The sequence below is a fragment of the Streptomyces sp. W16 genome (genome assembly GCF_033194735.1).
Taxonomy (GTDB): domain Bacteria; phylum Actinomycetota; class Actinomycetes; order Streptomycetales; family Streptomycetaceae; genus Streptomyces.
This window is the reverse complement of sequence record NZ_JAWOAI010000039.1, coordinates 21,267-33,153: the sequence shown is the minus strand read 5'-3', so window position 1 is coordinate 33,153 and position 11,887 is coordinate 21,267. Positions and strand designations below refer to the sequence as shown.

Below are 11,887 nucleotides of genomic sequence, written 5' to 3'. Positions count from 1 at the left end.
GCCGCACCCGACTCCGTACCGCTCCCGCGCCGCCGGCCCGGCCGGAACTCCGCACCCGAACCCCGGCCCCACGACTGAACGACCTGCCCCGCCCGTCCGCGCCGAGACGCCCCGCGGACGCACCGGACCCGACGCGACCGGATCCCCTCCCGCCTCGTTGTCCCACCGCCTGCACGCAACAGGAAGAAGACGCCATGAGCGACCCCGTGACCGACCTCCTCATCGCCCTGCGGGACAACGTAATGGGAGTCACCGAATCCACCCTGGCCACCAGCGACGGGCTCGTCGTGGCCAGCGACGCGAACAAGACCCACCCCGAGTCCATGGCGGCGCTCGCGGCGGCGGGCCTCGCACTCGGCAACCGGCTCGCCGATCACGGCGGCGCGGGACACCTCCGTGAGATCACCGCGCGGGGCAGCACGGGCCATGTCATCGTGACGGCCGTCGGAGAGCGCGCGCTGCTCGCCGTAGTGGCCGACGACGGCCTGGACGAGGCGGCCTTCCGCCGCGAGATCCCGGCACTCACGGCGGAACTGCGCCGCCATCTGGACAAGGACGTCTGATCGACAAGAACATCTGAGCCGTCCCGGTCGTCTCATCGGTCCTGTGCGGGGTGACGGGAATTCCCCGCCGCCCCATCCTGCTACTCTGCGGATCCACTTGACCACTTTGAGTAAAACCCAGGGGTGTGCGCGTGAAGGTCGCCTGTGTCGGAGGCGGGCCCGCCGGCCTGTATCTCTCGATCCTGCTGAAGCGGCAGGACCCGTCCCACGACATCACCGTCTACGAGCGCAACCCCGAGGGATCGACCTACGGCTGGGGCGTCACGTACTGGCGCGGACTGCTCGACCAACTCCGGGCGTACGACCCCGAGTCGGCGCAGGCGGTCGACGAGCACTCGGTGCGCTGGAGCGACGGCGTCGCCTGCATCCGGGACCTCACGACCACCCAGCCCGGCGACGAGGGCCACGGCATCGGCCGCCACCGCCTCCTCAAGATCCTCGCCGAACGGGCCCGATCCCTGGGTGTGCGGCTGGAGTTCGACCACGACATCACCGCCGACGACCTGCCCGACGCGGATCTGATCGTGGCCGCCGACGGCGTCAACAGCGCACTGCGCACCCGCCACGCCGACCACTTCGGCGCCGAACTCACGCCCGGCCGCAACCAGTACATCTGGCTCGGCACCAGCAAGGTATTCGGCTCCTTCACCTTCGCCTTCGTGGAGAGTGACCACGGCTGGATCTGGTGCTACGGCTACGCGTTCGGCCCCGAGGGCAGCACCTGCGTCATCGAGTGCGCCCCCGAGACCTGGACCGGCCTCGGCCTCGACACCGCCGCCGAGGCCGACGGACTCGCCCTCTTGGAGAAGCTCTTCGCCGACCTCCTCGACGGCCACTCCCTGATCGGCCGCGCCTCGGCCGACGGCAGTGCCCAGTGGCTCAACTTCCGTACCCTCACCAACCGCACCTGGCACCGCGGCAACCTCGTCCTGCTCGGCGACGCCGCCCACACCACCCACTACTCCATCGGCGCCGGCACCACCCTCGCCCTGGAGGACGCCATGGCGCTCGCCGACGCCCTGCGCGACCACACCGAACTGCCGCAGGCCCTCGCCGCCTACGAACAGCGCCGTAGATCCGCCCTGTTGTCCATCCAGAGCGCGGCCCGCTACAGCGCCCAGTGGTACGAGAACCTCCAGCGCTACATCCACCTGCCCCCGCACCGCATGTTCGCCCTGCTCGGCCAGCGCCACTCGCCGCTGCTGCCGTACGTCCCGCCGCAGGTCTACTACGGCATCGACAAGGCGGCCGGACGGCTGGAGGCGCTGCGCCGGTTCAAGCGCTGGCTCGGCCCCAGGGTGGCGCGCACCGTCCACGCGCGGGCGCTCGCCTCCCGCAAGTAGGGTGCCGGGTCTCCCCAGCACGTTGGGTGAATGGCTATTCACCGGATAGGGTGAATAGCCATTCACCTTCTTTTACGTGTCCGCTGGAGTGCCCATGGGTCAGCCCGTCCCGATACCCGACCAGCCCGGCACCACCGGGCGGCCCCCCTTGCGGGACCGGCTCACCATCCCGGTGCTGGCGTTCGGCGGGATCCTCATGGCGGTCATGCAGACCGTGGTCGTCCCGCTGCTCCCGTCCCTGCCCCGGCTGACCCACTCCTCCGCGGGCGCCGTCTCCTGGATGGTCACCGCGACCCTGCTCTCCGGTGCCGTCCTCACCCCCGTGCTCGGGCGGGCCGGCGACATGTACGGCAAGCGGCGGGTCCTGATCGGTGCCCTGACCCTGATGACCGTCGGCTCGGTCATGTGCGCCCTGTCCTCCGACATCCGCGTACTGATCACCGCCCGCGCCCTGCAGGGCGCCGCGGCAGCCGTCGTCCCCCTGTCGATCAGCATCCTGCGAGACGAACTGCCCGCGGAACGCAGGGGCAGCGCGGTGGCGCTGATGAGTTCCACCGTCGGCATCGGCGCCGCGCTCGGACTGCCGCTCGCGGCACTGATCGTCCAGTACGCCGACTGGCACGTCATGTTCTGGGCGACCAGCGCCCTCGGCGCGCTCGGTGTGTGGGCGATCTGGTGGGCGGTACGCGAGTCGCCCGTCCGCGCACCGGGCCGCTTCGACGTGCTCGGCGCGCTCGGACTGGCCGCAGGACTGGTGTGTCTCCTCCTCGGGGTGTCCCAGGGCGGCCAGTGGGGGTGGGGGAGCCCGCGGATCCTGGCCCTGTTCCTCGCCACGGTCGTCGTGTTCGGCCTGTGGTGGTGGCAGCAACTGCGCGTCGAACAGCCCCTGGTGGACCTGCGGTTGGTGTCCCGGCCCCGGGTGGGCCTGTCCCACGTGGCGGCCCTGCTGACCGGCTTCGCGTTCTACGCCAACTCCCTGGTCACCGCCCAGCTGGTGCAGGCGCCCAAGGCCACCGGGTACGGGCTCGGACTGTCGATCGTCGAGACCGGGCTGTGCCTGCTGCCCGGCGGTGTCACCATGCTGCTGCTCTCACCCGTCTCGGCCCGGATCTCGGCGGCCCGCGGCCCTCGCATCACGCTCGCCCTCGGCGCCGCGATCATCGCGCTCGGCTATGTGGTGCGCATCGCCGACAGCCGCGACCTGTGGACGATCATCCTGGGCGCGACGGTCGTGGCCACCGGCACCACCTTCGCCTACTCGGCGCTGCCCACCCTCATCCTGCGCGCCGTCCCGGCCGACCAGACCGCGTCCGCGAACGGCGTCAACGTCCTGATGCGCACCATCGGCCAGGCCGTGTCCAGCGCCGTGGTGGCAGCCGTACTTGTGCACCACACCAGCCTCGTCGGCGGGCTCCCGCTGCCCACGCTGCACGGATACCTGATGGCGTTCGGCATCGCGGGCGTGATCGCCCTGGTCGCGAGCGCGGCGGCACTGACCATCCCGGGCGACCCCGCCCCCGACGAAACGCGGCCCACCCGGGACCGCGCCGAGGGCGCGCGGGACGAGGCGTTGGAGGGAGCATGAGTGCAGTGAGCACGACTCCACCCACCGCGTCCCCGCCCGCACGCCGGGACGCCGAGGCGACCAAGGCGGCCATCCTCAGGGCGGCCCGCTACCTCCTCGCGCGCAACGCGCACGCCGACATCACCCTCAAGGCCGTCGCCGAACGCGCCGGTGTCAGCGCCCCGTTGATCCTCAAGTACTTCGGCAACAAGGACGCCCTCTTCGCCCGCGTCATGTCCTTCGAGACCGACGCGGAGGCCCTGTTGGACGCCCCACTCGACGACCTGGGCCGCCACATGGTCCGGCACGTCCTGGCCAGCCAGCGCGAGCGGGGCGCCGATCCGCTGCTGCGCATCGCGTTCGCGCCCCTGCAGGGCGACCACGGCGACATCCTGCGCGTCAACTTCCGCGCCCAGGTGGTCGACCGCCTCGCCGACCGCATCCCCGGCCCCGACGCGGCCCTGCGCGCCGAACTCACCGTCGCGACGATCCTCGGCCTTGGCGTCATGTACGGCATCGCCCGCGGCGCCCGCCTTCGCACGACCGCGATCGACATCATCGTGGACCGCTACGGACCCACTGTGCAGGCGCATTTGACGCCTTAGGCGTACCGGCGTGCCCGTCGGTACTGACGGGCCAGGACCCGCAACGTGGCGAACGTCGCCGGCCCCGTGTCGTGGAGCAGGACCTTGCCCCCCGCGCGTCGTACCGCGCCGAGCCGTAGTTCCTGGACGGCGATCAGGGCGTCGAGGAACGGCCGGTGTTCCGCTGCGACAAGCTCGGGCAGCGTACGGCAGCCCGCGAGCGTGGTCCCGGCGAGGCCGGCCTGTTCCCGGACCACTCGGTCCAGCGCGGGCACGCACTCTTCCGACCTGCTTCGCAGATCCTCGAACTTCAGCCCGTGCCGCGCGAGTTCGTCCCGTGGGATACCGATGCGGTCGTTCTCGGCGTCCTCGCGGAGATCGGCGAGGAAATCGCTGCGCTGCCAGCCCTCGATCAGGTCCCGGCACCCCTTGAGGTATGACTCGTACGCGTCGGAGTCGGCCGGAGCGAGCAGCGACGCGGTCAGCATCAGGCCGGGCAGCGAGTAACTGTCCACGTACGTCTGGAAGTCGGCCTCCGTCTCGAAGCCGGTCCACCTCGCGTCGACGGGAGCGCCGTCGAGGAAGTCGCGTACCCGGGCCGCCATGTGCGGGTGGCGGCGCACGGTGTCCCAGAGCACCAACAGGCCGTCCTGGGCGGGCGGTTCGCCGCTTTCCAGAGCCGCCGTGGTCTCGGCGTCCCAGGCGGCGAGGGCCGCGGTGCGCTCGTCCACGGCACCGGTGTCGATCAGTTCGTCGGTCGCGTGCATGTAGGCCACCGCGGCGACGACCGGCGGATGCAGCTCCGCCGGCAGCAGCAGCCGTACCGCGACATACTCGTGCAGCGCGTACCTGCGCACGATCCCGCGCTGGGCGTCGTAGGCGCGCCGCAGTCGCGGGTCGGCGATGCCCGCCTTCGTCAGCGCGGTCGGCCAACCGGTCACAACTCTCCCTGTGTCAAGATCACCGACACAGCCTAGTCAGTGCTAGCCGAACAGCCGGTCCAGGAAGGCGTTCCCGAACACCCCGTGCGGGTCGAGCCGGTCGAAGGTCCCCGCCGCCTGCCCCCACACCGACTCCCCGAACGAGCCCGGGACCGCCGTCCCGAGCACCTGCTCGTCGCTCCACGCGGCCTGCTCGGTGTAGGCCCAGCCCTTGGACCACTCGACCCGGGTGCCGTCGTACGAGCGGAACAGGAACTGCTCCAGCTCCCGCAGGAACTCCTCCGCGTACGGCGTACCGGGCAGCGTCAGGACGTCCAGCCAGACCGCCGTGTCCCACTCGGGGTGCTCGGCGCTCGGCCGCAGCGCGGACAGCAACGGAGCGTGGGCGCCGGTGAGTTCGGTGTCGGCGGGGTGGTCGAGGCCGGTGGCCCGGATCTCGACGGTGCCGTTGACGGGGAACCGGCCGAGGGCGGCGTACGCGGCGAGCCGCTCCTGGTAGAACTCGGTGAACTCGTGTACCACGCGCTGCACTTGGGCCCGACTGGTGAGCACCGCGTAGCCGTTGGCGGTCTCCCGCAGTGTCGTCGGCCTGACGTAGAGCAGCGTGTTCTTCGACGGCCCCCAGATGTCCGCCGACAGTGTCGCCGTCAACCCCAGCGCGGCGACGTCGAGTTGGGCGTTGCCGAGCACCGGCGCCAGATACCACGCGCCGTCCGACAGGATCCGCCCGACGAGATCCGCCACCAGCGTCGGCACGTTGTCGGAGAACGGATAGTTGTACGGCGACGAGACGCGCCGTGAGGTCAACGGCCGGGTCGGTGCCACGCTCCACACCTTCAGCCAGGGGTACTCGGTGAACGCGAACCAGATCGCCTCGGACCGCCCCGACTCGTCCAGGAAGCTCGCGAAGGTACGCCCGCCGGACCCGGGTGCCGCGAAGAGCTCGGTGGCCGGGATGTCCGTACGGCTGAGGCAGCGCAGGTTCGTGTTCGCCCCCACCCGCAGCACGACCTCGGTGACCAGCGAACGCCCCAGATGGGTGAGCAGCGCCGCGCAGTCCGCCTCGTCGCGGGTGTAGGTCCGCAGGACGTACGCGCCGGTGTCCGTGTCCCACACCACCGCCGTCAGCGACAGCACCAGATTGCTGAGCGACCCGAACGTGTGCCCGGCCGTCCGCTCCTCGCCGTCAGCCGGTACGGCCGTGCCGTGCGCGTCGATGGCCAGGGCGCCGCCGAGCGTCAGATCGCCGGGGGCGGGCGCGGCGGTGAGACCGAGGCCGTGCCCCTCCAGATAGGTGAGCAGCGCTTCCAGGGTGACACCGGTGCCGGCCCGGACGGCCGAGGCGGAGTCCAGGGTCAGGCCGGTGAGGTGCGGGGCGGTGTCGACCAGCAGCACCGGCGCGTCAGACGCCGTACCGGACTCGATCGTGAGCGGTGACCAGCCGTGCGAGGAACCGCGGGCGCGGACCCGCCAGCCGTGCTGCCAGGCCCAGTTGACGACGGACACCACCTGGCCGGCGTCGGTCGGCGCGCACGCCCACAGCCCGTCGGCGGTGATCTCGCCGACCCAGTTGCGGTACGCCGAGCGGTAGAGGTCGACCTCGGCCGGGAAGTCGGGCAGCTCGGCCGCGGCGACGGCCGGATCGGCCGTCAGGAGGACGGGCACGGCGGCCAGGGCCGCCGCCGAGAGGAGGAAGCCGCGACGGGTCCAGGGAGCGGAACTGCCGTTCCCCGACTGGAGGTTGTTCGCCACATGATCGGTCACGCGCACACGCTAGGCGGGAGTTGACACGAGTAGGCACCCTGTCGAGCCGGTTCACTCGTGTGAGTGAAAGATTCACAGGTCGCGGCCCGGAGGATCCCGTTCCGCGGATGTCAGTGCCGGATGACAGACTGGTGACATGGACGAACGTGTAATCGGCAGGTCGCAGCAGCAGGCATCCGTCGTCGGTCTCGGCACCTGGCAGCTGGGCGCCGACTGGGGAGACGTCGACGACAAGGAAGCCCTCGCCGTGCTGGAGGCGGCGGCGGAGTCGGGGGTGACCTTCTTCGACACGGCCGACGTGTACGGCGACGGACGCAGCGAGCAGACCATCGCCGCCTTCCTGAGCGGCCGGCCCGATCTGCATGTCCTGGTCGCGACGAAGATGGGCCGCCGCGTCGACCAGCTCCCGGAGAACTACGTCCTCGACAACTTCCGCGCGTGGAACGACCGTTCGCGCCGCAACCTCGGCGTCGACCGCATCGACCTGGTGCAGCTGCACTGCCCGCCGACTTCGGTCTACTCCTCGGACGAGGTGTTCGACGCCCTCGACACCCTGGTAGCCGAGGAGCGCATCGCCCGGTACGGCGTCAGCGTCGAGACCTGCGAGGAAGCCCTCACCGCGATCGCCCGGCCGAACGTGACCAGCGTGCAGATCATCCTCAACGCGTTCCGCATGAAGCCCCTGCTCCAGGTGCTCCCGGCCGCCCAGCAGGCGGGCGTCGGCATCATCGCGCGCGTGCCCCTCGCCTCCGGCCTGCTGTCCGGCAAGTACACCAAGGACACGGTCTTCCCGGAGAACGACCACCGCACCTACAACCGCCACGGCGAGGCCTTCGACCAGGGCGAGACCTTCTCCGGCGTCGACTACGCGACGGGCGTCGAGGCCGCCGCCGAGTTCTCCGCCCTCGCCCCCGAGGGATACACCCCGGCCCAGCTGGCCCTGCGCTGGATCATCGACCAGCCCGGTGTCACCACGGTGATCCCCGGCGCCCGCTCACCCGAACAGGCCCGCGCCAACGCGGCGGCGGCCGAGCTGCCTGCCCTCTCCGAGGCCACGCTCACCGCGATCCGCGACCTCTACGACCACCGGATCAAGGACCAGGTGGAGGGGCGCTGGTAGACCCCGGCCCCGCTGCGCCCCGCCTGGTCGCGGGCGGGGTGGTCACCCGGCGCCCGCGGTGCTGGTTCGTACCGCCGCTGCGGGCGTGGCAGCGGCGAACGAAGAGGACCCGACGACACCGAGCCGTGCCAGCTGCCGGTCGTGGACCCGGCTGAGCAGCACGACCGAGAGCGTGGCACCGATCAGCGCGCAGAACATGTCCCACTGCGTGTCCCACACATCCCCCTGCGTGGCCAGGAAGGCGTCCGCGCTGTGCCCGCCGATCACGGCCGCCGCCCACTCGAACAGCTCGAAGAGGGCGCTGAAGGCCAGGCACGCGCACACGGTGAGCGGCGCCAGCCAGCGGCTGCCGCGCAGGGGCGAGGTGCGGGTGAGCAACTCCCGTACCAGGACCGCCGGTACGAAGCCCTGCATCAGGTGCCCGAAACGGTCGTAGGGATTCCGGCTGAGCCCGAACGTGTCCCGGACCCAGTCGCCGATCGGCACCTGCGCGTATGTGTAGTGGCCGCCCACGGCGAGGACCAGCGCGTGCGCGGCGAGCAGGCAGCACAGCAGGCCGGTGAGAGGGAAGCGCCGCCAGGTCAGGACGATTGCCGGCAGTCCGACGAAGACCCACACGGTCTCCAGGAACCAGGTCGTGCGGTCGTGCGGATGCCAGGCGGAGACGGCCAGGCCCGCGACCACCAGCGCGACCATCAGAGCGGGCAGACGGCGCCTGGGCGCGGAAGGAACGACGGACACGATGGGGCTCCCTTGTCGTGGGGAGCCCCATCGTGTCCGAAGGCCGAAGCCGCTACATGAGTACGGCTACTCAGCCGGAGTGGTGGTCTTGCGCAGCGCGGTGAGGCAGCTGTCGATGGCCTGCTGGAGTTCCTCCAGACGCTGGACCATGTCGTCCTCGTAGAAGTCCTGGGCGTCGTCGAAGGTCAGCTCCTCGAACGCCTTCGTGGCCTTCTGCAGACTGCTGTAGAACTTCGTCCGCCGCTCCTGGACACGGAGTTCGGGGTCCGCCTCCACCGTCTCGACGACCAGGTTCTTCATGGTGTCGTAGGCCTCGGTGGCCCACCCGCCGGTGTCCTCGCCGTCCTCCAGCTCATCGAGCAGCGACAGATGCCGCTCGGCCTCCTGGCGTACGTCGAGGGGCGCGTCCACGGTCTGTCCGGCGGGCGTCTTGATCTGGCCCGACTCGGCGATCTGGCGGACGTAGCCGATCCGGTCCGCCGAGCGGCTCTCCGTCGCGACGGCCTTCTTCAGGTCGTCGGTGCGGACCACGTCGCGGGCCAACTCGGCCTGCAGCTCCGGGTCTTCACGCACCCGGTCGAGCAGGGCCTGCCGGGCCGCGCGCGCGGTGGACGGGTCGGCGAGGATCGCGGCCCGCAGCGCGGTCGGGTTCTCCGCGACCTCCAGCGCCTTGGTGGGCCGGATGCCCTCCGCCTCGGCGGCCTCGGAGATGGCGGTGCCGCGCTCGGAGGTGGCGCTGGAGCGGGAGACGTAGTAGTTCAACCACACGTCGGCGTCCGGGAGTTCGACCTCCTGGCCGGGGGCCAGCTCCTCGAAGTGCGGGACGAGACCGTCGTCCGCGGCCCGGTCCCAGGCCTTGTAGTAGCGCATGACGCGCTCGGGGGAACAGTCGGCGAGTTCGGCGAACTCCTTCGCGGACACCTTCGGCGTCTCGTCCGCGCTCTGCCCGCCGGGCCGTACGCTGCGCGCCACCTTCAGGCCGAAGGCCCAGCCGCCGGTGCGGGCGTAGGCTCCGAACTCGTGCGCGTCCCGGGCGACGAGGCCGGCGTCGTCGAGGGCGGTGAAGGACGTCTCGGCCTGGTCGATCACTACGGTCAAGGCGGACTCTCCTGGGCTTGAGATGAGGCATGGTGCGAACACGCAGCCTATATCCACCCATTGCCGCTGGTTTGAGCGCCCGGCCCTCGCGTCGCCGTCAGTTCGCCGCCCGCCGGAAGGTCTTGAAGAAGGTCTGCAGCGCCTGGCGGTTGGCCGCGTCGTTCCACTCGTCGGCGGGCGTCGTCCACCGTAGCGAGAAACTGCGCCCGCCGCCGATCAGGAAACCGCGCCCGAGCGTACGCACCCTGGCGTCGCCGGTGCCGGAGAACCACTCCAGGTCGGCCGCCTTGTCGCCCTGGTACGTGGTGGCCCTGATGTCGCCGATCTGCTGGAAGCCCTCGGTCTGCTTCAGTCCCGGCAGGACGTCGTCACGCCAGATGGCGACCGGATCCGGGCCCGCCTGAGTGCTGTACGTCACGGCCAGGGTGCGCGGGTCGCCCGAGGCGCCGAAGGTGACGCGATAGGCGATGTCGGAGTCCCGCTGGGTGTCCAGCACCTTCCAGCCCTTGGGGAGCGCGACGGAGAAGCCCTCCGGTGCCTTGAACACACGGAAGCCGGCGGGCAGCGCGGAGGCGGTGGGGGAGGGGGACGCGGTGACCGAGGGCGAGGCGGAAGCCGCGGGGGAAGCAGGGGATGTCGGTGAAGGCGTGGCGGAGGGGCTGTAGGCGTGACCGTCGACGTTCTCGCCCGGGGTTTTTGCCGAGGCGGAGGCGGACGGGAGGGGTGCGGGAGAGGCGGCCGACGAGGTCTCGGTGCCCGGGAGTTGGTGGGTGGCGGCGAGCACGGCGACCGTGACGGTGCCGACGGCCAGCGCGGTCCCGACGGCCATGCCGCGTCCGCTCCAGGTGGTGCCCGCGCCGCGGAACGTGTCGTAGGCCCGCCGCAGCCGGGGCAGCGGGACGGGCTCGCGATCCGCGTACGGGTCCTCGTGCAGGATGCGGGTGAGGGCCTCGCGGGCCACCGGGCGGGTCATCCGCTCGCGGGAGTTCTTGCGCAGCAGCCCCTGGATGACCTGCGCGAGCGGTCCGGCGCGCGACGGGCTGCGCATCGGAAGCCGGTCCACGCCCTTCAGGGTTGCCTCGGGGCGGCCCCGGTCCCTGAAGGGTGGGTGTCCCTCGACCAGCGTGTAGAGGATCGCGCCCAGCGCCCACAGGTCGGCGGCCGGTCCGATGCGCTCGTCGCGGGCCTGTTCGGGGGAGGCGTACGAGGGCGCGGTGAGCCGTGGGACGAGGGTGGCGCCGGCGAGTCCGAAGCCGGTCAGGACGACAGTGCCCCGGTCCCGCACGAAGACCTGGCCGGGGCTGAGTTCGCCGTGGGTGATGCCCTCGCTGTGCGCCGCCTCCAGGATGTCGAGCAGTTCGAGGCCGATGCGGGCCGCCCGTACATAGTGGAACGTGCCCTGCTGGGCGAGGAGTTGGCCGAGCGGTGTGCCGTCGATCCAGTCGGTGACGGTCCACAGGGTGCCGGCCTCCTCGACGGCGTCCATGACCTGGGCGACCCGGGTGGGAGCGAGCAGCACCATGATCTCGGAGGTGCGCATGATGGCGGCGGTGGTCCGGCGGGCGCTCTCCTCGTCCAGCGCGCCGGGCAGTGTCACCTGCGTGAGCAGGCAGGGGCGCTCGGCGGCCATGTCCTCGCCGTACCAGGTGACACGGTTCGTCTCGCGGTGCGCGACCTCCATGGGTCGGTATCTGCCGGCGACTGACTCGTGTACGGAGACGTGCGTCTCGACCATGGCCATCCCTCGCTGAAACCCCTGGCTCTCACCTTTCCCAGAAGTACGGCGGCTGTGATGGGGTGGTTCAAAGGAAACCCAATTCCCCGTTGTTCTTGCCTTTTATTCAATCGAGGCGGGCAGGTGTGCGAGGAAATGTCGACGGGGAATATCCCTCCCCGACCTGGTGGTAACCACCGGTAACGAGCAACTTTCCCGCCGCGGACGCCCTGACCAGGCCCTCTTGCCCTGTCCGGGCCGGTCCCTGCGCCTGAGGACTTCCCGCGGCCACCTGGCCGTTCCCGGGAGTTCGCGCGGAAGTGCGTGCCGGTTGTGTACTTGATGCGGGGGCCGGGCGGTGGGCTTGATGAGCGCTGCCGTTGTTTGTGGCAACGATGGATTGACTGGGGGCCTCGTGCCCGGTCGACACTCGTCCGAGTTCTCCCTTGAGTGCT

General features: G+C 70.9%; 10 protein-coding genes. 5 read left to right on the top strand and 5 right to left on the bottom strand.

The features are described 5' to 3' along the window. The first annotated feature begins 194 nt into the window (after positions 1–194). The 4 genes from R6V09_RS08025 to R6V09_RS08010 all read left to right on the top strand — a co-directional run bounded on the left by R6V09_RS08025 (position 195) and on the right by R6V09_RS08010 (position 4,075). Positions 195–563, top strand: coding sequence for a roadblock/LC7 domain-containing protein (locus tag R6V09_RS08025; protein ID WP_317880649.1), 369 nt, complete (start codon positions 195–197; stop codon positions 561–563). Between the two features lie 131 nt (positions 564–694). After that, positions 695–1,906, top strand: a complete 1,212-nt coding sequence (locus tag R6V09_RS08020) for an FAD-dependent monooxygenase (protein WP_317880648.1) — start codon at positions 695–697, stop codon at positions 1,904–1,906. A 94-nt stretch (positions 1,907–2,000) separates the two neighbouring features. After that, positions 2,001–3,491, top strand: a complete 1,491-nt coding sequence (locus tag R6V09_RS08015; RefSeq protein WP_317880647.1) for an MFS transporter — start codon at positions 2,001–2,003, stop codon at positions 3,489–3,491. Then, positions 3,488–4,075 (top strand): TetR/AcrR family transcriptional regulator, encoded by a 588-nt coding sequence (locus tag R6V09_RS08010; protein ID WP_317880646.1) that lies wholly within the window; start codon positions 3,488–3,490, stop codon positions 4,073–4,075. The genes R6V09_RS08015 and R6V09_RS08010 overlap by 4 nt, the downstream gene beginning before the upstream one ends. Here the strand turns inward: R6V09_RS08010 and R6V09_RS08005 are convergent. Together R6V09_RS08005 and R6V09_RS08000 are read right to left on the bottom strand one after the other, a co-directional pair. After that, positions 4,072–4,995, bottom strand: coding sequence for a phytoene/squalene synthase family protein (locus R6V09_RS08005; RefSeq protein WP_317880645.1), 924 nt, complete (start codon positions 4,993–4,995; stop codon positions 4,072–4,074). The two genes, R6V09_RS08010 and R6V09_RS08005, sit on opposite strands and share 4 nt — an antisense overlap. Positions 4,996–5,037: 42 nt before the next feature. Next, positions 5,038–6,759 carry a cholesterol oxidase substrate-binding domain-containing protein gene (locus R6V09_RS08000; protein WP_317880644.1) on the bottom strand — a complete coding sequence of 574 codons (1,722 nt, stop codon included), beginning with the start codon at positions 6,757–6,759 and terminating at the stop codon, positions 5,038–5,040. Between the two features lie 136 nt (positions 6,760–6,895). Between R6V09_RS08000 and R6V09_RS07995 the strand changes: the two genes are divergently transcribed. After that, positions 6,896–7,879, top strand: coding sequence for an aldo/keto reductase (locus R6V09_RS07995; RefSeq protein ID WP_317880643.1), 984 nt, complete (start codon positions 6,896–6,898; stop codon positions 7,877–7,879). A 42-nt stretch (positions 7,880–7,921) separates the two neighbouring features. Here R6V09_RS07995 and R6V09_RS07990 read toward each other — a convergent pair whose 3' ends face one another. The 3 genes from R6V09_RS07990 to R6V09_RS07980 all read right to left on the bottom strand — a co-directional run bounded on the left by R6V09_RS07990 (position 7,922) and on the right by R6V09_RS07980 (position 11,459). Continuing rightward, on the bottom strand, positions 7,922–8,575 hold the full coding sequence (locus tag R6V09_RS07990) for a DUF2238 domain-containing protein (protein WP_317880651.1): 654 nt from the start codon (positions 8,573–8,575) through the stop codon (positions 7,922–7,924). Positions 8,576–8,686: 111 nt separating this feature from the next. Next, the gene (locus R6V09_RS07985) at positions 8,687–9,709 is read right to left on the bottom strand and encodes a hypothetical protein (protein WP_442809995.1); all 1,023 of its coding nucleotides are present in this window, start codon (positions 9,707–9,709) and stop codon (positions 8,687–8,689) included. A 106-nt stretch (positions 9,710–9,815) separates the two neighbouring features. Then, entirely contained in the window at positions 9,816–11,459 is a 1,644-nt protein-coding gene (locus tag R6V09_RS07980; protein WP_317880641.1) for a serine/threonine-protein kinase, read from the bottom strand. Between the last annotated feature and the right edge of the window lie 428 nt (positions 11,460–11,887).

Bases quoted from the DNA above. Each gene is read 5' to 3' on its own strand.
- R6V09_RS08025 (WP_317880649.1), top strand. From the start codon at position 195: ATGAGCGACCCCGTGACCGACCTCCTCATCGCCCTGCGGGACAACGTA.
- R6V09_RS08015 (WP_317880647.1), top strand. From the start codon at position 2,001: ATGGGTCAGCCCGTCCCGATACCCGACCAGCCCGGCACCACCGGGCGG.
- R6V09_RS08010 (WP_317880646.1), top strand. From the start codon at position 3,488: ATGAGTGCAGTGAGCACGACTCCACCCACCGCGTCCCCGCCCGCACGC.
- R6V09_RS07995 (WP_317880643.1), top strand. From the start codon at position 6,896: ATGGACGAACGTGTAATCGGCAGGTCGCAGCAGCAGGCATCCGTCGTC.
- R6V09_RS07990 (WP_317880651.1), bottom strand. From the start codon at position 8,575: ATGGTCGCGCTGGTGGTCGCGGGCCTGGCCGTCTCCGCCTGGCATCCG.
- R6V09_RS07980 (WP_317880641.1), bottom strand. From the start codon at position 11,459: ATGGCCATGGTCGAGACGCACGTCTCCGTACACGAGTCAGTCGCCGGC.